17 protein-coding genes are annotated in these 21209 nt (G+C 64.8%); 10 read left to right on the top strand and 7 right to left on the bottom strand.

The genetic code is table 11. The annotated features are described in order from the left end of the window. The first annotated feature begins 49 nt into the window (after nt 1-49). The 6 genes from FZ983_RS27850 (at nt 50) to FZ983_RS27825 (ending at nt 7856) form a co-directional block, all read left to right on the top strand. Entirely contained in the window at nt 50-949 is a 900-nt protein-coding gene (locus FZ983_RS27850) for a branched-chain amino acid ABC transporter permease (protein WP_188092553.1), read from the top strand. After that, the gene (locus FZ983_RS27845; RefSeq protein WP_211103003.1) at nt 942-1841 is read left to right on the top strand and encodes a branched-chain amino acid ABC transporter permease; all 900 of its coding nucleotides are present in this window, start codon (nt 942-944) and stop codon (nt 1839-1841) included. The genes FZ983_RS27850 and FZ983_RS27845 overlap by 8 nt, the downstream gene beginning before the upstream one ends. Next, a complete protein-coding gene (locus FZ983_RS27840) occupies nt 1825-2646 on the top strand; it encodes an ABC transporter ATP-binding protein (protein WP_149227543.1) in 822 nt (273 codons plus the stop codon). Before FZ983_RS27845 ends, FZ983_RS27840 begins: the two co-directional genes overlap by 17 nt. After that, nucleotides 2643-3368, top strand: coding sequence for an ABC transporter ATP-binding protein (locus FZ983_RS27835; RefSeq protein ID WP_111069668.1), 726 nt, complete (start codon nt 2643-2645; stop codon nt 3366-3368). Before FZ983_RS27840 ends, FZ983_RS27835 begins: the two co-directional genes overlap by 4 nt. A 176-nt stretch (nt 3369-3544) precedes the next feature. Further along, on the top strand, nt 3545-4267 hold the full coding sequence (locus FZ983_RS27830; protein WP_149227541.1) for a GntR family transcriptional regulator: 723 nt from the start codon (nt 3545-3547) through the stop codon (nt 4265-4267). A 79-nt stretch (nt 4268-4346) separates the two neighbouring features. Beyond that, nucleotides 4347-7856 (top strand): indolepyruvate ferredoxin oxidoreductase family protein, encoded by a 3510-nt coding sequence (locus tag FZ983_RS27825; RefSeq protein WP_247884009.1) that lies wholly within the window; start codon nt 4347-4349, stop codon nt 7854-7856. 98 nt (nt 7857-7954) lie between these two features. On the opposite strand, the gene FZ983_RS27820 is transcribed toward FZ983_RS27825, so the two are convergent. After that, entirely contained in the window at nt 7955-8347 is a 393-nt protein-coding gene (locus tag FZ983_RS27820; RefSeq protein WP_348771087.1) for a GNAT family N-acetyltransferase, read from the bottom strand. A gap of 431 nt (nt 8348-8778) precedes the next feature. Here FZ983_RS27820 and FZ983_RS27815 point away from each other — a divergent pair, with 431 nt between their 5' ends. Continuing rightward, nucleotides 8779-9411 (top strand): exonuclease domain-containing protein, encoded by a 633-nt coding sequence (locus FZ983_RS27815; RefSeq protein WP_149227537.1) that lies wholly within the window; start codon nt 8779-8781, stop codon nt 9409-9411. 418 nt (nt 9412-9829) lie between these two features. Here FZ983_RS27815 and FZ983_RS27810 read toward each other — a convergent pair whose 3' ends face one another. The 6 genes from FZ983_RS27810 to FZ983_RS27785 are packed head-to-tail and all read right to left on the bottom strand — an operon-like array spanning nt 9830 to nt 17216. After that, nucleotides 9830-10636 (bottom strand): hypothetical protein, encoded by an 807-nt coding sequence (locus FZ983_RS27810; RefSeq protein WP_149227535.1) that lies wholly within the window; start codon nt 10634-10636, stop codon nt 9830-9832. A 2-nt stretch (nt 10637-10638) separates the two neighbouring features. Further along, nucleotides 10639-12171, bottom strand: a complete 1533-nt coding sequence (locus tag FZ983_RS27805) for a hypothetical protein (protein ID WP_149227533.1) — start codon at nt 12169-12171, stop codon at nt 10639-10641. Continuing rightward, nucleotides 12168-13265, bottom strand: coding sequence for a hypothetical protein (locus FZ983_RS27800; protein WP_149227531.1), 1098 nt, complete (start codon nt 13263-13265; stop codon nt 12168-12170). Before FZ983_RS27800 ends, FZ983_RS27805 begins: the two co-directional genes overlap by 4 nt. Continuing rightward, entirely contained in the window at nt 13262-13924 is a 663-nt protein-coding gene (locus tag FZ983_RS27795; protein ID WP_149227529.1) for a hypothetical protein, read from the bottom strand. The genes FZ983_RS27800 and FZ983_RS27795 overlap by 4 nt, the downstream gene beginning before the upstream one ends. Beyond that, on the bottom strand, nt 13921-15435 hold the full coding sequence (locus FZ983_RS27790; protein ID WP_149227527.1) for a hypothetical protein: 1515 nt from the start codon (nt 15433-15435) through the stop codon (nt 13921-13923). Before FZ983_RS27790 ends, FZ983_RS27795 begins: the two co-directional genes overlap by 4 nt. Before the next feature lie 23 nt (nt 15436-15458). Further along, complete coding sequence (locus tag FZ983_RS27785; RefSeq protein WP_149227525.1) at nt 15459-17216, bottom strand: hypothetical protein; 1758 nt, start codon at nt 17214-17216, stop codon at nt 15459-15461. A gap of 451 nt (nt 17217-17667) precedes the next feature. Between FZ983_RS27785 and FZ983_RS27780 the strand changes: the two genes are divergently transcribed. The 3 genes from FZ983_RS27780 (at nt 17668) to FZ983_RS27770 (ending at nt 21199) form a co-directional block, all read left to right on the top strand. After that, on the top strand, nt 17668-18939 hold the full coding sequence (locus tag FZ983_RS27780) for a hypothetical protein (RefSeq protein ID WP_149227523.1): 1272 nt from the start codon (nt 17668-17670) through the stop codon (nt 18937-18939). Nucleotide 18940: 1 nt separating this feature from the next. Next, nucleotides 18941-20611 carry a hypothetical protein gene (locus FZ983_RS27775; RefSeq protein ID WP_149227521.1) on the top strand — a complete coding sequence of 557 codons (1671 nt, stop codon included), beginning with the start codon at nt 18941-18943 and terminating at the stop codon, nt 20609-20611. Between the two features lie 78 nt (nt 20612-20689). Next, on the top strand, nt 20690-21199 hold the full coding sequence (locus FZ983_RS27770; protein WP_149227520.1) for a hypothetical protein: 510 nt from the start codon (nt 20690-20692) through the stop codon (nt 21197-21199). The last annotated feature ends 10 nt before the right edge of the window (nt 21200-21209 follow it).

The raw sequence follows: 21209 nt of genomic DNA, 5'->3' as shown, positions 1-21209 counted from the left end.
GGTTCCCGGTCGGCCGGGAGCCCCGATCCGGCCGACCGGAGACACGCCCGTGATCCAGATACTGATCGACACCCTGATCCGGACGAGCGACCTCGCCCTGATCGCGCTCGGCCTCAGCCTGTCCTACGGAGTCAGCCGCTTCCCCAATGTCGCCCATGTCGAGATGGCGCCGCTCGGCGCGGCGGTGGCGCTGGCCGTGGCCGCCCTGTTTCCCGCCGGCGGGCTGGTCGGCGCCGCCATCGCCGGGGCGCTCGCCGCCGGGCTGGCGGCGATGCTGCTGCACCGCTTCGCCTTCGAGCGGCTCGCCGCCGTCGGACCGGCCAGCGCGCTGATCGGCTCGCTCGCCATCGCCATGATGCTGCGGGCCGGTCTCCAGGCCGTCTTTGGCACCCGGCCGCAGCAGTTCGACACGCCGCTGACCCCGCCGCACGATCTGTGGGGCGCCATCCTGTCGGATCTTCAGATCGCGGCGATCGTCATCACCGCCGTCTGCCTGATCGGCTTCTTCGCCATGCTGCGGCTGACCCCGCTCGGGCGTTCGATCCGCGCCATCGCAGCCAACCCGGCGCTTGCCACCGCGTCCGGCATCGACGCCCGGCGCGTCACGCTGGTCACCGTCTTCCTCGGCGGCACACTGGCCGGCACCGGCGGCATCCTGCTGGCGCTGGTCACCCAACTCGACATCGGCATGGGGCAGATGCTGCTGCTGCCGGTCTTCGCCGCCGCCATCGTCGGCGGGCTCGGCAGCCTGCCGGGCGCCGTGATGGGCGCCTTCGCCATCGCGCTGGCCGAGACGCTGGTGATGCGCATCGATTTCGGACTTCTGGCGGGCGAGGGGCCGCGCTATCTGCCGCTCGGCTACCTGACCGGCATCGGCTTCGCGCTGATCGTCGTGACCCTCGTGTACCGCCCGGAAGGGCTGCTGAGCCGGGGAGGGCGCCGTGCTTGAGTTCTGCCTGCATGTGCTGATCATGTCGGCGATCTTCGGGATCGCCGCGGTCAGCCTCAACCTCCAGGCCGGCACCAGCGGCCTGCTGAATTTCGGCCAGATCGCGCTGTTCGGCATCGGCGCCTACGCGGTCGCCATCCTGACCCGTGCCGGGCTGCCCTGGCCGGCCGCCCTGCTCGCCGGCATGGCTGCGGCGGCGCTCGGCGGCTTCGCCATCGGCCGGCTCGGGCGCGACCTCGCCGCCGAATACTGGGCGCTGGCGACGCTGGCGGTGGCCGAGCTGGTGCGGCTGGTCGCCCTCAACGAGGATTGGCTGACCGGCGGGCCGCAGGGCATCGGCGGCATCACCGGCCTGTTCCCCGGTCTCGACGGCCCGGCGCGAGCACTGGCCACCCTGGCGCTGGCGGCGGCGCTCCTGCTCGCCACGGCGCTGACGGCGCGGCGGCTTGGGGAAACCCAGTTCGGCCGCGTGCTGCGGCTGATGCGCGAGAACCCCGACCTCGCCACCGCGCTCGGCCACGACATCGTCGCCTGCAAGGTCAAGGTGCTGGCGATCGGCGGGGCGATGGCCGGGCTGGCCGGCGGGCTCTACACCCTCTACCTCGCCTTCATCGGACCGGACCAGCTGCTGCCCTTCGAGACCTTCCTGATCTGGACGATGGTCGTGCTCGGCGGGCTCGGCAATGTCGCGGGGGCGGTGGTCGGCGCCCTGCTGGTCACCACGCTCTACGCCGGCATCCCGTTCCTGAAGGACATCGTCGCCCTCCCGTCCGACCTGACCGGCAGCCTGCGCGTCTTCGCCATCGGCTCGATCGTGCTGGCCGCCCTGATGCTGAAACCCCAGGGGCTGGTCCCCGAACGGCTGCGGAGGCTCCATGCTCAGCGCCCATGACGTCACCCGCAGCTTCGGCGGGCTGACCGCGGTCAACCATGTCAGTCTGGAGATCGGCGCGCGCGAGATCGTCGGTCTGGTCGGCCCCAACGGCTCGGGCAAGACGACCCTGCTCAATCTGCTGAGCGGCTTCCTCGCCCCCACCAGCGGCGAGATCCGCTTCGACGGAACCGCCGTCAGCGCGCGCCGCGCCTGGCAGCCGAGCCGGCTCGGCCTGCGTCGCACCTTCCAGCTGCCCAAGCTCCCGGCCCGGATGTCGGTGCTGGAGGTGATGCTGGCCGGTGGACGCCTGCCGGCCGGCGCCTCGCCCTGGCGGTCGCTGCTGACGCCGGGGGCGGTGCGGCGCGAGGAGGCGGCCTTCCTCGACAAGGCGATGGGCCTGCTGGCGGAGGTCGACCTCGCCGGCCTCGCCGACCATCCGGCCGGCGGCCTGTCCGGCGGGCAGCAGAAGCTGCTCGGGCTGGCGGCGGCGCTGATGGACGACCCGGCGGTGCTGCTGCTCGACGAGCCGACGGCGGGCGTCAACCCGTCGCTGCGCCGGCGCATGGCCGACCATCTGCGCCGCATCCGCGAGGGCGGCACCGCGCTGGTCATCGTCGAGCACGACATGGGCTTCATCGGCGACCTGTGCGACCGCTGCCTCGCGCTGGACAAGGGGGCGGTGATCGCCAACTGCCGGCCCGACGAGCTGAGCGGCAACCAGCAGGTGGTCGAGGCCTATCTCGGCCGCCGCCGCCCCGGCGTTCCACTGCGGGTCGTTGCCGGGGGAACGGCCGGCGCCAAATCGAGCGGAGCCAGAGCATGACGCTTTCGGTGCATGAGGTGCGCGCCGGCTATGTGCCGGACGCCGACATCCTGAACGGCCTGTCCGTCACGGTGGAGCCGGGGGAGATCGTCACCATCCTCGGCCCCAACGGGTCGGGCAAGTCGACGCTGCTGAAGACCGTCGTCGGCCAGCTCCGCCCGCGTGCCGGCCGCGTCGTCGCCGACGGCCGTGATCTCGCCGGAATCCCGGTCCACAGGCGCATCCGCGACTGCGGCGTCGCCTATGTGCCGCAGCTCGACAACATCTTCGGCCCGCTCACCATCCGCGAGAATCTGGAGCTGGGCGGCCAGTTCGTCGAGCCCGCCGCCCGCAAGGCCCGGCTGGAGCAACTGCTGGAGCATTATCCCAACCTCGGCCGCAAGGCCGGGGCGCGGGCCGACAGCCTGTCGGGCGGCGAGCGGCAGATGCTGGCGCTCGCCCGCGCGCTGATGCCGGGACCGCGTCACCTGCTGCTCGACGAGCCGTCGGCAGGCCTGTCGCCGCTGATGATGGACGAGCTGTTCGCCCATATCCGCCGCATCCGCGACCGCGAAGGCGTTTCGGTCCTGATGGTCGAGCAGAACGCGGCGGAATCGCTGGAGGTCTCCGACCGCGCCTATGTGCTGGTCATGGGGCGGGTGCACCGGGAAGGCACGGCCCAGGAAATCCTGGAGGACGAGACGGTCGGGCACCTCTATCTGGGGGCTGGCCCGGTGCACTGACCCCCGGCCTGCAACCGCTTTGGTCGCAGCTGTGTATACTGGCCTGCATATTCCGTCGGTGCTATGGTCCCGCGCGATGCACCGCCAAGGTGTGTCGCCGGGACTTCGCCGTCGGAAACCGGTATCGCTATCCGGGTGTTGTTCCACCGGCATTGCAGGAAACACATAGGACGATCATGGCGGGAACCCCGCGCAAGAAGCCCATCAAGTCGGCACCCGCACCCCGCGCCGCCGACAGCGTGAACCGCGTCTATGCAGCAATCCAGCGCATGGCGGTGAATTTCGAGTTCCGGCCTGAACAGCGGATCAACGAGGTGGAGCTTGCCGCCACCCTGGGCGTCAGCCGGACGCCCGTGCGCGAAGCACTGAACCGCCTGGTGATCGAAGGACTGATCACGCTGGTGCCGAACAAGGGCTTCTACTGCCGCCCCTTCGACGCCGAGCAGATCATAAGCCTGTTTGAGGTGCGCGCGGCGTTGGAGAGGCTCAGTGTGGAACTCGCGGCCGAACGCGCCAGCGACGTCCGCATCGCCGAACTGATGGATTTCTGGAACGGCGTGCGGGCAAACCGCGCCGCGATGGATGCCGAGGAGCTGACCAGCCGCGACGAGGAGTTCCACATCCGCATCGCCGCGATGGGCGGCAACCCCGAGCTCGTCCGCATGCTGGAGAGCATCAACGCGCGGATCCGCTTCGTCCGCCGCATCGAGATCGAGAACCCTCTGCGCCGCACCACCACCTTCGACGAGCATCTGGCGATCGCCGAGGCGCTGAAGGCCCGCGACCGCGACCGGGCGGTGTCCTGCATGTCGGACCACATCGGCATCAGCGTCGCCGACGCCGTGGCCGCCATGAAGGAAGGGCTGGCGCGGATCTACATGGGCCGCATCGCAAGCTGAGCCGGCCCAGGCGGCACTTGCCCCCTCCGTGAAAGTGTGTACACTTCAGAATGCACAATGACACCGAGGGAGGGCGCACATGCCGGACGGCGTGGCGATGACGGGCGCGGTGACGCTGGACGACAAGTATCGGGCCGAGCACGGCCGCGTCTTCCTGAACGGGACGCAGGCGCTGGTGCGGATGGCGCTGCTCCAGAAGCGGCGCGACCGTGCCGCCGGCCTGCGCACCGCCGGGCTGGTCAGCGGTTACCGGGGCTCGCCGCTGGGCACCATCGACATGGAGATGGGCCGTGCGCGGGGCTTCCTGGAGGCCCATGACATCCGCTTCGTTCCCGGCGTCAACGAGGATCTGGCCGCGACCGCCTTGTGGGGAAGCCAGCAGATCCATCTGCAGGACCAGCCGGAGTGGGACGGCGTCTTCGGCCTGTGGTACGGCAAGGGGCCGGGGGTGGACCGCACCGGCGACGCCTTCCGCCATGCGAACCTCGCCGGTTCGGCGGCGCGGGGCGGCGTGCTGGTGCTGGCCGGCGACGACCACACCTGCAAATCCTCTACCACCTCGCACCAGAGCGAATATGCCCTGGTCGATGCGATGATGCCGATCCTCAGCCCCGCCGGCGTCCCGGAGATGATCGAATACGGGCTGCACGGCTGGGCGTTGTCGCGCCTGTCCGGCTGCTGGACCGCCATGAAGGTGACGGCTGACCTGACCGACCGCAGCGTTTCGATGACCCTCGACCCGGCCTTTCCCGTCATCCGCCAGCCGGCGGATCTCGTCCTGCCGCCCGGCGGCCTCAACATCCGCTGGCCGGACAGCCCGCAGGAGCAGGAAGCCCGTCTTCATCTGCACAAGATCCCGGCGGCGCTGGCCTATGTCCGCGCCAACGGCCTGAACCGCGTGGCGCTGGGCGGGAGCGGCGCCCGTTTCGGCATCGTCACCGCCGGCAAAGCCTATCTCGACGTCCGGCAGGCGCTGGCGGAACTCGGGATCGGCGAAGGGCAGGCGGCGGCGCTCGGCATCGCCGTCTTCAAGGTGGCGGTACCCTGGCCGTTGGAGCCCGACGGCCTGTGCGCCTTCGCGGCCGGCCTCGACGAGATCCTGGTGGTCGAGGAGAAGCGGCCGCTGATCGAAGGCCAGATCAAAGACATCCTCTACGGCGTGCCCGCCGACAGGCGCCCGCGCGTGACCGGCAAGAGCGACGACTCCGGCGCGCCGATGCTGCGCTCCCACGACGAGTTGTCGGTCGCCGAGATCGCCCGGGCCATCGCCCGGCGGCTGGCCCGCTGCGGCGTGGAGGTGGATGCCGCAGCGCTGGCGCGTCTTGAAACTCCCGGCACCGCCCGCGCTGGCGGCTCGGTGGCCAAGCGCACGCCTTATTTCTGCTCCGGCTGCCCGCACAACAGCTCGACCAGGGTGCCGGAGGGCTCGCGGGCCCATGCCGGGATCGGCTGCCATTGGATGTCGCAGGCGATGGACCGCGACACCGCCACCTACACCCATATGGGGGCGGAGGGGGCCAACTGGGTTGGACTGGCGCCCTTCGTGTCGACCCGCCACATCTTCCAGAACATCGGTGACGGCACCTACTTCCATTCCGGGCTGCTCGCCATCCGCGCGGCGGTGGCCGGCGGCGTCAACATCACCTACAAGATCCTGTTCAACGACGCCGTCGCCATGACCGGCGGCCAGTCCCACGACGGCCAGCTCACCCCGCAGGCGATCGCCTGGCAGGTGCGCGCCGAGGGGGTGCAGCGCATCGCCGTGGTCAGCGACGAGCCGGAAAAGTACGGGTCGTCGTCCGGCCTGCCGCCCTATGTCACCATCCATCACCGCGACGAACTCGACGCCGTGCAGCGCGAGTTCCGCGAGGTGCCGGGCGTTTCGGCGCTGATCTACGACCAGACCTGCGCCGCGGAAAAGCGCCGCCGCCGCAAGCGCGGCAGGATGCCGGACCCCGGCCGCCGGGTCGTCATCAACGAGCGGGTGTGCGAAGGCTGCGGCGACTGCTCGACCCAGTCGAACTGCCTGTCGGTGGTGCCGGTCGACACCGAGTTCGGGACGAAGCGGACGATCGACCAGTCCTCCTGCAACAAGGATTTCTCCTGCGTGAACGGCTTCTGCCCCTCCTTCGTGACGGTGGAAGGCGGCACGCTGCGCAAGTCACGCCCGGCCTTGGCCCCAGCGCCCGCCGCCGGTGCGGACGCCGCTGCCGATGCCCTGCCCGAACCGGCGCTGCCGGCCCTGGACCAGCCCTACCGCCTGCTCGTCACCGGGGTCGGCGGCACCGGCGTGGTGACCATCGGTGCGATCCTCGGCATGGCCGCGCATCTGGAGGGGATGGCCTGTTCCATCCTCGACCAGACCGGCATGGCGCAGAAGGGCGGCGCGGTGATGTCGCACATCGTGCTGGCGCGCCTGGCCGATCAGATCCACGCCGCCCGCATCGCGCCCGGCGGGGCCGATGCGGTGCTAGGCTGCGATCTGCTGGTCGCTGCAGGCGAGGACGGGCTGAGCCGCATGCGGGCGGGCCGAACCCGTGCGGTGCTCAACCGCCATGAAACCGTCACCGGCGCCTTCACCCGCAACCCGGACGAACGACTGCCGCTGCCACTGCTGGTCCGCCGGGTCGCCGACGCCTGCGGGGGAGGGGAGGCGGTCGATGCGCTGGACGCCACCGCCATCGCCACCAGGCTGCTCGGCGACGCGATCATGGCGAACCTGTTCCTGCTCGGCTATGCCTGGCAGAAGGGATTGATCCCGCTGTCGGCCTCGGCCATCGACGAGGCCATCGTCCTGAACGGCACCGGTGTCGCCGCAAACCGGGCAGCTTTCGCCTGGGGCCGGCGGGCCGCCGCCGATCCCGATGCGGTGCCGGCGCAGAAAGTCGAACTCCTGGGCATACCCCCGGCCGAAACCGCCCCACCCGCCGACCTCGATGCATTGATCTCCCGCCGCGTTGGGGAATTGACCGCCTACCAGGACAGCGCATATGCCGAGCGCTACCGGCGGCTGGTCGATCAGGTCCGCCAGGCCGAGGTGGCCGCAGCCGCGGGCAACGTCCGGCTGACCGAGGCGGTGGCGCGCTCTTTCTACAAGGTGATGGCATACAAGGACGAGTACGAGGTCGCCCGCCTCTACACCGACGGCGCCTTTCTCGCGCGGCTGGGCGAGCAGTTCGAGACGGGTTTCCGCCTCCGCTTCCACCTGGCTCCTCCCATGCTCGCCGCCCGCGATCCGCAGACCGGCCGCCTGAAGAAGAGCGTTTACGGCCCCTGGATGCTGACCGCGTTCCAGATGCTGGCGAAGCTCAGGAAATTGCGCGGAACGCCGTTCGACCCGTTCGGCCGCACCGCCGAGCGCCGGGCCGAGCGCCGGCTGGTCGATGTCTATGAACGGGCGATCCTCGGGATGCTGGCCAGCCTTGCCCCGGAGACGCTGGAACCGGCGGTGCGGATCGCCAGCATTCCCGAGCGCATTCGCGGTTATGGACATGTGAAGGAGAAGGCCATGGCACAGGCGGAAGCGGAGTTGCACGATCTGCTGGCACAGTTCCACTCCACGCCGATGCAACGTATGGCGGCCGAGTGATCGGTGCCGGGCAGGTGCTTGGCTCCATTTCACGCACCGTCACCGTCGAGCCGGGCGGCATGGCGGATTCAGCGGTGTTGGGAAATGGAGCCAGGGAACTACCGGAGTTTGCGTACGAAATGGTGACAGCCGATCTGGAAGCGCTTCGACATGTACAGGCGATGCGCGTCGCTCCGGTCGGGACCGACCCCGGAATCGAGATGGAGCGCGTCGCAACCGAGCCGCCCGGCCTCTTCCACCGCCCAGTCCAGAAGTTGGGAGGCGAAGCCGTGTCCGCGCCATTCCGGCAGCGTGGCCATGTCGACGATGTAGAAGGATTTTCCCAGCCACAGGGAATGCTGCAGGCGGTATCCCAGAATGCAGGCGGCCGGCTCGCCTTCGGCCGGAACGATGCCGAAAAGACGATAGCCGTTCGGCCGTAGCACCGTGTCGACGATGCGGATCATCTCCGCAGCTTCATATTTCGGCCACAATACCTGAAGGGCGGGCACCGCTAACGCCGTGTTCTGCTCGGAGATCTCGATTATCGTTGGCTGCACGTCTCTTCCTCATAACGCGGTTCATGGGAGCAGCGTTGCCGACTCTGCCTTGGGCGCGGCGCTCTCCGTGGCATGATCGGCTCCGAAGTCGCGCGGGATCAAGCTCGAACGCGGCAATGCGCATTGGTCAGCCCGGACGGGACCCATCCCGACCGGGATGCCGCCGTCGGCCATCACCGCTGCACCGATGATGAAGATCGCCTGGTCCGATACCTGGGAGGGCTCTGTTGCAAACTCTGACAACGCTCGTTAGTTGCCTCACCGTGGCGAAGCTGATCAGCGGCCGACGCACTCGACATGCTACTCTGAGCGGCGTGACGGAGCGTTGTCCTGTTTTCACATCCGTGCCACAGGCGGCTCCACCGATGAAAGATTGGATTTCAATGAGCATGCAGCCATGGGAAGGGCGTGACCGGCTGGTCGCGATCGACATCGAAACGACCGGACGGCGTCTGCCGAGCCTCCAGGACATCCGTAAGGCGCCCAAGGGCCTGCGTCAGCCCGGCATCATCATCGAAATCGGGTGTCTTGAGATCATCCGTGAGGGCGATGGCTGGAGGAAAGCGCGCAGCTGGGAGTCGCGGGTCAACCCCGACGCCCCTCTCCATCCCGACGCCATCAAGGTGCATGGCATCAAGCCCGCCGACCTGAAGGCGGCGCCCCGCTTTCCCGAGGTGGCCGACGCGCTTCTCGCCTTTCTGGGCGAGGATCTTCTGGTGGCGCATGCATATGAGAACGAGATGGACTTCCTGAACTACGAGTTCGCGCGTTGCGGACGCGCCGCATGGGGGAGCGACACGTTCTCAGCGGACCGATTCATCTGTACCAAGGAGATGTCGCACGAGGTCTTCCCCGGCGCTTCCGGCTCGCTCGACGCGCTGTGTGATCGGCTGTGGCTCGACCGGAGTGATCGCTTCGCCCATCATGGCGCGCTGCTCGACGCAGACCTGACGGCAGACGCCTTCGTCAAAATGGCGTTGGGAGATACCGGCCCACGCGGCGTCGTGTATGAGTGAGGCACAGCGCCGGACAGTCGGAACCGTGCTGCGCCTCCTTGACGGGCGAATAGCGCCAAGGTCGGAACCCTGTCAACCGGCTTGGAAGCGGGATCCCTTTTCAAGACTGATGCAACCTCGGTGAACACACCAACCTTCTATCAATACGCGGGGACCAGCCCGGCGCCGGCCGGGTCCCCGCTTCAACAAAAACCCCAAGTCTTTTCAATATGCTGGCGCCGAATGAACCGCACTGGGCTTGCCGGATGCCATTTGTGTTGAGTCACGCCGCCATGGCGACGTCTTCGGTTTGAGCATAATAGCGTGCTTCGGACTCGGCGGGAGGAATGTTGCCGATGGGCCTGAGGAGGCGCTTCGGCAGGCCGCTTCCCGACAGCTCCTACACCACGTCATGAGATACGACCACGCCAGCAGGGCATCACCGATTTTCCCTGTCCGCCGACCTGTCGAACACGGCATGGGGCAACGGCCCCGGGCCGCAGGCCCCTCCCTCCAGTATCGCCAGCGTGATCGACGCTGCGCCCTGGGGCATACGGAAATCGTGATGAAGCAGGACTTTGCGAGCATTTTCCGTGTCCATCCTCCATCCGAGGGCTTGCGCGTCCGGCGCGAGGGCAAGCGCAGTGTCAGGGGACCCGTGGATCGTGATACGGGGCGCATATCCGGTTGGCGGCATCACATCGCTCCGCATCATCGAGGCGTGGAACTCGGGCCATGAGATCACTTTGCAGCCGATGGTCCCCGGGATAACGGCATCCGCCACGATGACGATGTCGGCGTCGGTATTCAGGAACGAAAAGCCGTCCCAGTCGATCGGCAGCAACTGGTGGTGGTTCAATAATATTCGGATTATCAGTCGGAACCTTGAGAATTCCTTCTGCAATTCCTCGATCCGTTCCCGTGTAGGGGTCCACCAGCGTCCGAAGGCGGGAGGATTCCTGAGCAGCACCTCCAGGGAAAGGCGTTGAGCGACCGCTGCGGAGCCCGGAACGCCGAACAGCGGCGGGCCGGCACTGCCGAGCAGGCACAGACAGGCGGGCTGTGCGGCGTCTGTATGGCTATAGATCATCGACTCGATCAGCCGCCTGTGATTATCGCGGCGGTCATGATCGGCTGGGGCGGGATCCAACACATAGACCGTCAGTTTGTCCTGAGAAAGACCGCTCTTTTTCAGCACCAGCGCAGCATTGCCAGCGCGTGGGCGCCATTCCAACTCCACTTTCATGATCAGGACACGGCCTCCGGCTCCTGTACGCTCTCCGTTTCTACGACGGTCGCTTGGGCATTTCGGCGGCCCTCGGACAAAAGGGCAGCAATGTCGGCAGGCGAGGACACGCGCTCGATCCGGCCGAATTGGCTGGCGACGGTCTCCTGGTCTGGAGCATCGCCCCAGACTGCAAGAATCGGCACGGAGGCATACAGCCAATCGAGTTCATGGGGCTTGTATTGCGCGGGCGGCTGCGTGATACGCCTGGACAAAGCGCGGAGCCAGCCCGGTGGCGACGTGGCCGGCACATGGCGGCTGGCGTTCGGCCGCCGTTTCGACCATGGAGCGGCAGGGAACATGATACAGGACAGCAGCGCCGTCAGGTCGTCCTCAGGCCGGGCGAGAGGGTTGCCGGGCCGCGGCTTGGGAGGAACAACAATGATCAGATCGAACTGGCCGGACCAGATCAGTCCCTCGTCCGCTGCATGGATTTGCACCGCCGCTCCCCTGGGCGAACCGCCATCCGCCAGCAGCATAAAGGTGTTCTGCCGACCGTTCCGCTCCGCTCCGTTCCCAAAGAGTTGGCGCCGGAGTACCGCACCGGCGTTGGCATTCGGGACGAGAAACAGGATCGATTGCGGCACGACAAGGTGTACCGGCAGCTGTGGATGGTGGCTTCCTGTCCTGTTCTCGTCCAGACGAATCCAAGTGGGATGCAGCGTGCCGCATGCCGCGCAACGCTCAATCCAGGGTCGATCCGGGTTGGGCCAGTTGCTGACCAGGGCTTGCTTACAGGCACTGCATTGTCGCGGGGCATGATCGTCGTGACGGAACGGATTTCCGAAACTGTTCGGCGCCGTGGGATGGCGGATCGTGGGCCAAATGTTTACCAAGCGCAGGCCATAAAATGCGAGACGATAAAGGAAGGCAATCTCCCAGACCGTAATTTTGCGGAATATTCGGTCCAGTCCGAAAGCGCGCCATCCAAATTGATTATTGGTAAAATAGACCAAAGCCATGGTAGCGTGCTGTAAGACAACGGCTACAATAACGATGCTGAATATTGGTATGAGGTGCCCAGTAAATAAATTTAAGATTAAACCAAGAAATTCACCGAATAAGAACAAAACTATAATTATTAAGAAGTAAGATGCCGCAAAAGTTGCGCAAATTGCCCTAAGATTGTCATTAACGATTTCAATGTGATAGTTCGAATTATCTGGTTCTATTGATCCGCACCTTAAAAATTCTAATTCACTGCCAATGCTTGCTTTGAAAATTGCTAATGTTGTTGTGTATACAACTCCTAGAAAGCCAATACCAAAAATCATGACCTCCCCATCATCAACAAACTTTAGAATACAAAGTACTGCCGCTAATATCGCTGTAGGTATTGGCATGATTATTTGGAAAAATATACATACATTCAACCGTATATGATCTGGATCCAAGTCCCCATGTTTTCGCCATTCATTGGCAATGCAGCCACCAATTGTTCGCAGCATGAACTCATGCGCGCGCCGCTTGACGGACAATTTTTCCTTGCCGCTCATCCCTGCCTCCCCAGCAATTCAGAAACCCACGGCGATAGGCTATCGACTCCATGCGCGTCACTGTTCCACAGCAAGTGGCGCTTTTCCGTCCATCCGATGTTCAGCACCGGGGCCAGGACCTCGTCCATCCGCAGGGCACGGCGGACATACTGCTCCATCACCTTCGGGCATTCCGCTGGGGTAAGGTCCGACAGCGGCACGGTGCCGGTGCCGAGACGGCGATAGAGCGATGTGGCGTCTCCCACGATGGTCGCCAGTCCGGGAAGCGTCTGGTGTGGCATCCGCCCAATGATGCCGTGCAATCGCTTCCCGAAAGCGGCGACCGTCGCCTTTAGTCCCTCGCGGGCAGCCAGTGGGAAGAGATCGTTGCTCGAACAGGCGAATACGATCCAGTCGGCGGACAACGCGCGCTGCAAGGCGGGAACGGTCAACGCTTCCGTGCAGGCATCTGGTGTTGGGTTCCCGTTTTCTTCGACCAGTTCCTTCATTGACCATCCATGCAGATAGACCCGCAATCCAGCGTCATCGGTGTCTGAGGGCATTTGGCCGAAAGCGATGGGTTCCCGCAGGCCTGGCATCCGCTCCGGCGACGGGATGACGAAACGATCCGCAAGCCGTGCCTCCCGCCACATCGACCACGTGGCGGGGGTCGCCGGTTGAAGTCCGCTTTTCGACAGAGCGACCGCCAAAGCCGCCTGCGTCGCCAGCATGGTGGCGTCATGGCCATCAAGTGCAAGCACGAGGACATGCTTCAGGCGCTTGCGCGGCAACACGGCCGGATGGGACAGGGGCCGGTCGCACGCCCCGATGGTCGCCCGCGTCAGAATCCTCCGGCAGTGCTCGCGATCGCATGGCGAGGACTGGCCCCAGGGTTCGGTCAGGCGGAGGCGCTGTTCATACAGCAAGACTGGTTGCGCGGACTTCCTGTCGCAATCCGGCGAACACAGAGCCTTCAGATGTCTGCGATCCGATGGACAAAGGCAGGTCGGGCAGACGACCGCCTCGTCGATGGATGGAAGAGGGGGCTGTTCCCGGAACAGGTGCTGCAGGCGGTTTAAAAGCCTTCTGGAAAATGTCCAAACCAAGCGAATCATTCGTTCGTCACCAGCCACGCGGCGCCCAGCATCCGGTCGTCCGGTCCCGCGGCGCTGGAAACGCCGGCCCAGCCCGACAGGCGCTTGAATGGAGTTCCGGCCTCGATCATCACCCGCCGGCAACCCGATGGGTCGTCGATGGGCAGGCAGCGGTCTTCGGCTGCGAACCATCTGGGTTGCGTCATGCCCTCGACCATTCCATAGGCGATCAGGTGGTCACTCCAGTCCGACCAGGGACTCCGCGTCCAGGCGGGAACGGTCATGCCGAGCGGGCGGTACAGGCTGCACAGGATGCGCGCCTGGATCTCGTCCGCCAAAGTTCCTCCGGCCAATCGGCACAGCAATTCCGCCTCCTGCGCGGTAAGTGCCGTTGGGATGCGGCCATAAGCCCCGCTCACCGATGGCCCGAGGATATCTTCGGGACGGCGAAGCCGATGCGGATCGCACTGCCGCGCCATCTCGTAGCGCCCATCGGCGCAGACCGTCAGCATCTGCTCGACCGTAAGCCAGGGCTGGGCATTCTGCGCCCCGGCATGGCTTCGTACCCCGTAGATCGCGAAGGAGGGGCATCGCCGCCAATGAGGGGGATAGGGTTCCTCCCCTTCGATCCTTGCCCAGCCGCCTGGAACATTCACCGGGATGAGGATTGCCGCCGTCATGGTGCCCACGGCGCACTGCGGTCAGCGACGAACCGGATTTCGATACGGCGGTTCAGCCTGTCGGCTGCCGCGGTCGGAGCCTGGTCGATCGGCTCCGCTTCGCCGACGCCGATCTCGTACATCTTCAGTTCTTTCCTATCCAGCCTCTCTACGATGTCCCGATATTGCGGATCGTTGCGAAACGTCCAGGTCAGCACTTCTCTGTAGTAATGAGCGCGCGTCCAGCTGAGCTCGATGTTATTCTTCGCCCCGTTCCTGCACTGGCCGATGACCGCATTGCGGTCGGTATGGCCGAAAATGTCGATTCGATTGTAGACGCCACTGCGGAAGGCCTTCGCGATCTCGGCCGCCTCGTCGGCGAACAGGGGAACGGGATCAATGCCGTTGGCAAGCCTATCGTTGCAGGATTCAAACTCGAACCGGAAGTATCTGTCCGATACCTTCTCGCTCTGCGGTGCCGTGCATTGCTCCACGAGTTCCAGCGTCCGCCGGCTTTGAGCCTCCAGTTGTGCGACCTCAGACCAGGTCAGCCTTGACTGCGACAGAAGGATGGCAAGGTCCCCCGGGCAGATTGCTTGCAGGAAACCGGGCAATCCGGCCGCTTCCGGTGCCGGGATCGGCTGCGGGCAATCCCTCTGGATGTGGGCGATCCGCGCGGCATTGCCGCTCCTGGTCTGCTCCGCCCAACGGGAAAGCCTGTCAATCTCCCCCGACCTAGCGTCCGCGGCGATCGGGCGGCAGCTTTCCAGACCGGGCGTTCTTGTCCAGCAAGTCAGGAGCGCCGCCTGCATTGCATCGCGCATCGCCAGTTCGCGTCCGACCTGTTCGAGCGTCGTGCCGGCATCGGTCATCACCTGCTCCACCTCCGAGTGGCAGAGCCGACGCAGGCTTTCGGGGAGGATGATCTGCTTCAGATCGGCCGGGCGCAGTGTCGGCAACTCGCCGCAAAGGTTGCGCGCGGCGTGTGCCAGTTGCTCGGTCTGCTGACGGACCTGGGTGCGAAGCGCTGTTACTTCCGCCGCCATGGCTTTGGACTGGCTGGCGTCCGGTTTCCTGCATTGCGCATTTTGCGGATTGCCGAAGCACTGCCGCACCGCATTGTCCACCCCTGCGCGTTCCGTCAGGACATGTTCGACATCGCTGCGCGAGAGACCTGCCCTGGAAATGATTTCATTCTGGTTGGCGGCGCAAAAGGGCTTCAACGGCGAGACGGAGAGGTCGGCGGAAACGGCCGGCGGCTCGACAGGGACAATCGCCGGACAGGTGGCCCTCAGCTTGGATTTATGGTCGGCGGTTTCCTTGGCATATTCACCCATCCATCCTTTCAGCGCATTGGCTGCGGCAGCAACCTCCTGCTCCGTCGGGATATCGCAGGCCACGGATGATGCCATCGTCTTTGCCGCCAGCACCATGAAGACCATCATCAGCAAGGCCACCGGGCCGAGTGTGGCCATCGCCACATCGACGATGGCGATTTCGTCCGTACGGTGGGTGCCCTGTCTCTTCAGCATGATCGCGCCTTCCTTATGCCGATTCAGCTGCCTGTCGCGACCATTCGTCCGACGTCGGTAAGCGCCCTGCGCAGTGCCAGGAGCACGCTTGGCAGATCGTCGGGCGGGGCGCCAACCAGAACCTGTCTCAGCGTGTCGTCATGGCTACGCATTCCCGCCAACTGGCGCTGGATGTCGGCCAGAACCGCGGTCAGCCGCTCGGTGCGCGCGGTCTCGCCAGCGCCCAGGCCCTGGATGACGGCGACCACCTTCTTGTTCTCCGTCGTCAGCAGATTGCTCAGGTCGGTGATGCTGTTGCGGAGCGACGAGCGGCCCTCCTGGGTTTGCTTCGCGGTCTCATCCAGGATGGCGGCAACTTTGGCATAATCGGTGATCTGGGTTTTCAGCGCCGTCCCCACCTCGTCCATATGCCGCAGCAGGTCGCCCGCCGCGATTTCCATCCGGTGACCGATCTGCTGTGCATGTTCGGCCAGCACTTCCGCATTGCGTTCGGCGGCGACCTTCATGCCTGCGATGATGCCCTCGACATGGCCGGCGGTGGCTTTCTCGAAGGAATCCATCCGCTCCACCGCGGCGGCGAAGGACTCGGCCATCTGGCTGTTGCCCTTGGCCAGTGAACTGGCGCTTTCGTCGAACCGGCTGGTCGAGGCCCGCCAATGCTCTGTCGCCTCCTTCGTCGCCGCGATCGTCTGTTCGGCATGCTCGGCCATGTCTCCCGAGAGCCTGCGCAGTTCGACTGCGGCTGCGGCCAACGCTGCTCCGGCAGCGGTGATCACACCGGTTACTTCGCTCATCCCGCTGATCATCGGCTTCGTCGCATGGAGCACCGCGGAGATCGCTTCGACCGCCTCTCCAAGCCGAGCGGCCGATTCCGGATCGAGCGACACCACCCCGACGCTGTTATCCTCGGGGAACAGTCGAAGCACCGGCTCACTGACTGTTTCGGAAAACACATGGCAGGCCGCTTCGAATTCCTCCTCGCAAAGATCGAGCATCAGCCGTCCGAAGACATAGAGGAAGTAAGCGACGAGGTTCGCCGAGAATGCGACAGAAAAGCCGTGCAGTATATGAGCGATGTTGATGTTGGACAACCCCCCGCCGGCGCCTTTCATGCTTCCGACCAGGGCTTCCAACTCTGGATTCTTCAAGAATTCCATCAGCCCGAAAAAAGTGCCGATGATGCCTGAGAACAGCAGAGCGACGACCAGCGAGTGATCGAGTGCACGTAGCGCCGGAACGGTCGATATCTCGGGTGAGATGCTCTTCAACGACTGTGCTGGCCGTTGGGCATCCGAATGCGGCATGCCGATCGCGGCTGACAGGTCGTAAACCTTGTTGGCAAAGGGCAGGGAAGTCGGCCCACCTTGGATGCACGAAACCTCGACCTTGCTCAGCGTCTCCTGCGCGAGCCGCACCCGCTCCGACGTGTTGGAGGCGGTCCTCGCCCCGGGCCAGCCGGGCGGCATGAACCGCTTGCTGGCATGAAGCAGCGTCCGCCAAACCTTCATCTGGCCGGCGGTTCGTCTTGCCAGCAGCAAGAAGAATACGAGATTGGCTACCGTGAACACGATCTTGGCATTGAGGCCGACGGTCTCGGGAACCGGGGTTCCGTAGAGCGCGGGCCACCAGGATGGAGCGAAAATGGTCACCAGTTCCGGGACCAGAATGTCATAGCGGACCATCAGGAAGATCGCGGCGATAATGCCTAGAATTTCCGAGATGCGGTGCCAGCGAAGGCGGATCGCCGTACCCGATTCCCAGCCAGACTTCGGCCTTGCCATCCAATCCTCCGCGGAAAATCGAAATGAAATCTAAAAAAACACAGATCATTGGCTTGTTAGTTCGTCCACAAACAAGATATTCTAAAGCATTCAATTGTACTCATTGCTCGTTCCTCTTGCATATGCCTACCATTCTGTATATTCAGTTTCAGCATAAATCGACCGCGCATGGCGACGGAATCATGAAGCTTATAAAATCATCTATATGTATTCTTTTTCCAATCGCCGCGCACTGGCCCGATCATCGCGGGGGCACTCCCTTCGCGACAACATGGGAGGGCGGTCATTGAGTGCTTGCCCACATCCTTTCGATCCTGATGGACATGCTTTCCAACCAATCCGCGGCAGCGTCGAAATCTGCAAGACCTGCAGCGGCCCCATCATAAGCTGCCCGGCTTGCCGTCAGAGCAATCGTTCTGCGGCCCGCTTCTGTGTTCAATGCGGCGCGCGCATGCCGCTGCCGCGATACGCATCCAGGCTGCTGCCGCGCAAGACGATCCGGGACGGTTTCCAAACGTCCGACGAGCGGACGCTCGTTCTATCCTCTCTGCTGAACCTTCCGAACGGCTGGAGCCCGTTTTTATGGTGCGGCGGCACCGCGGGCGTCTTCACTTTCAGCATGCGGGAGTCAGGGCCGGTTCGTCTCGACCTCATCGAGGCCTCGTCGCTGTTCGTCGGCCGCAGCCGGACGCTGGCGACCGATCTTCCCGATGCCGGCGGCTGGGTGTCAAAACCGCTGTTGACCGAAGACGGCTTGTTCATCGTGACCCGAAGTGGCGTGGAGGTCTTCCGTGCTCATGGCGGGCGGCAACCGTTCGAACGCGTATCGCTACAGGTGCCGGTACAGGGAGGGCGAATCCACGGCGCCGGCGTCGATGGCAAGGGGGGCATTCTGCTCGTCGTCTCTGGGCCGCGCGGCGAAGTGACCGCCTTCGCCGGCAACGGCCAGGGCGAAAGTTGGCGTCCGGTCTCGGAAATCCCAATGAGGCTGGAAGAGGATGACGGCGCGTGGATTGGTGGATTCCCGGAGGACGGCGCCCTCTGGGTGCTTGCCGACAAATCACTCGTACTCGCCCGCCGCTCTGCCGGCATTGAGATTTCCAGCCATTCCCTGCCACCGCTCGGGGGAGTGAGCCTTCCCTGGCGGACGAGACTTGCGAATGGGCTGTTCGATCCGCTGGCGATCGTCTCCAACCGCACGGAAGCCGCGCTGATCGTGCCGTCGGAAGGGAGGGACGTCGGCGAGGGTGGCGTGGCCCGGTATGTGCGCATCGGCGATACGGTGCAGTCCCGGGCATTGGCGCGCCTGAGCCGGTCAGGCTGGATCACGGCTGGCATGGAATCCGGCAGCATTTTCGTCGGCACCGGCGACCGTATCCAGGAATTCGCCGCTGGTCAGCCCCGTGGCAATCCGGCGGTCTTGGAGGGTGCGACTGACATCCCGCCCCTGGTTGCGCAGGGTTGGCTTGTCGCCATCCGGCCTCTTCAGAGCGCCAGCGCGATGGCGGCGGACCATGGTGCAGAACTGCGGTTCTTCGAACGCCCGGCTCACGGCAACGGCGGAATCGAGCCGAGCGTCAGCGTCCGCATGAAGGGCGTTCCGTCGCGCGGCCTGCCGCCGCTTCTGATTGCCGGCACCATGGTGGTGGCGACCAAGGCCGGGCGCGACCACCGCTTCCAGGTTATCCGCGTCGCAGAAACCGAATCCGTCGGGGAGCCCTGAAATGGGAAGATGGGGACTGGCCCGGAGGCTCTGGCGGTTTGCCGTTGCATTCCTGCTGCTCGCCAGCACGTCGCCGGTGTCGGCGCAGCCTGTGGCGAAATATGCGGTGCTGCTCGACGCATCGAAATCGATGACTGGCTTTTACCACGCCAAGCTTCTCAACAGCCCATGGAAGGCTGTGCTGCAGGAACTTGACGGCGGTGCTTCGGAAAAATGGCAGTTCGGCAATTCGGTGGTCAAGATCAGGGGGCCGCTGAAGGACGTCACGCCGATCTACGACAACACGGCGCTCGATGTGCCGCTGCAGCAGTGGTTGGACGTGCCGGATACTGGCGATGCAGTGGTGATGGTCACCGACAACGTTGCCGATACGAGCGACAGCGTATCGTGGGACGCACAGCAGCGCTTCTACAATCTCTTGCGCAACACGCAGAAGATCGCAGGTGTCACGCTGATCCCGGCCGTTCTGCCGTTCCAGGGAACCGTGACCGCCCCCAAGAACAGCCCGCGAGCGACTTATGCCGGTGAGCGAGCCATCGCGTTCTACGTGATTCACAGGGTGGGCGCCGACAAAAGCGACCGTTTCGCCTTTGAACGGATGGTCAGTGGAATTCTCCAAAGGCACAACATCGAGCATGAGCTGATCCGCATCATGCCGTTCGGGGAAAGCTGGGACAAGTCCAAGCCCTCCATTGATCTGAAGATCGAATCCGGATCGGGGGCTGACATTCGCCTGGACCCGAAATGGGGGCTGATCATCGGCGGCCTGGAGATGAACCAGGGCGTCAAGCTGTCCTTCCAGGCGGAGGTGACTCCGGGACCGAATTTCGAAATGCGCAATGCCGAGTTGAGCGCCAGCATCGCCTTGGAGAGCGATGCCGACCTTGCGAGCCAGCAGTTCATCACCGCGAAGGTCAATCCGCGACAGGCCAACTTTCGTCCGCGGGAGGGCAGGAAATTCGACGTCGAATTCGAGATCGCGCCGATCGGGTTCTTTTCCGGCGTCTCACTCGCCCGGCAGATCGAACTGGCCTTCAGCACCTCCACGACGATCCAGGGAGAGATCGTCGTCCACTCGAAAGTCCACCGGCAGGGCGTGCTGTTCGTCGGTCCAGAAGCAGAGCGGTGGAGCTACAACGGGGCGCCCGAGGGGTTGGGCAGCGACAACCGGGAAATCCATCGGCGCCTTTACCGCGTTCAGGAACTCGTGCAGGGAATGGTACCGGCCGACGGCCTGGATGATGAGATCGTCCGCCGACGGGTGTGGATCGAACTGCGTTACTCGACCGTGGCGCTGGGACTTCTGGTCGTCGCCGCCATCTTCGTCCTGCTGCCGCTCGCCTGGCTGCTCCGGCAGGCCGGCAAGCCGCGCCATTTCGAGGTCGCTTCCGGCATGGCGAAGCCCCAGCCGGTCACGCTTGGCCTGTTTTCGACCAGCCCGGTGCAGAGCGACGACGGCCGCTGCTCGCTTGCTCTGACTTGGCTGGGTTGCGCTCTGCTGGTCCGTGCCCAGGGCGGCCGCATCCTGGGCTCGCAGCTGCGATCAGCCGCTGGCGGGATGGTCCGCGTCGCTTGGAGGGACGGCGAGATGCGCGACACCTACAGCTTCCAGGTCACGAAGCAAAAGAACGGATCGAAAAACGGACCCCGACACGGCGGGCAGGATTGGTAGGGCGGTGTAACCCGGCGCCCCCATGCCCCGGATGTCCGAAACGAAAAAGGCGAGACGCAGAGAATGGAAGGATTTCACATGAAGCCATGGCTCGTTTCCGTTGCGGCGATCCTCGTCGGTACTGGGGGCGGCATCGGGGAGGCGGCGTCGCAGTCCCCCTTCGGCGACCATGGGTCCACGGTCCGGCTTTTGCCCGCGCGAGGGCTATCGGGGCTGGAGCGCTGGTTCGACTTCTCCTTTGGGTTGCCGGTGGCCTCCCGACTTCTGATCTTCGCCCTGGCGGCGGTCTTTGCCGTCTTCTTCTTCAGGCTTCTGTACTTCATGGCGCTCAAGAGCCAGGTACAGCAAGGTGTGCACCCTAAGATCCTGTCCAACACGCTGATTCTGTGGACCGTGACGACGGTGACCGCCGCCGCCTACTTCGCCATGCCGACCATCGGGATCGGCTATTTCACGACGTTCGTCCCGCTGATCCTCATCGCTTGCATGGCCACGATCCTCATGCAGCAGGCACTGCTGCTGTGGATCGCGGCGCTGCTGCTGGTGGTCCTGGTCCTCACCCTGCTGCCCGTCTTCGGTGTCGCATAAGCGAGCAATG

Source organism: Azospirillum sp. B21 (genome assembly GCF_008364825.1).
Lineage (GTDB): Bacteria > Pseudomonadota > Alphaproteobacteria > Azospirillales > Azospirillaceae > Azospirillum.
This window is presented reverse-complemented; position numbering and strand designations above follow the sequence as displayed.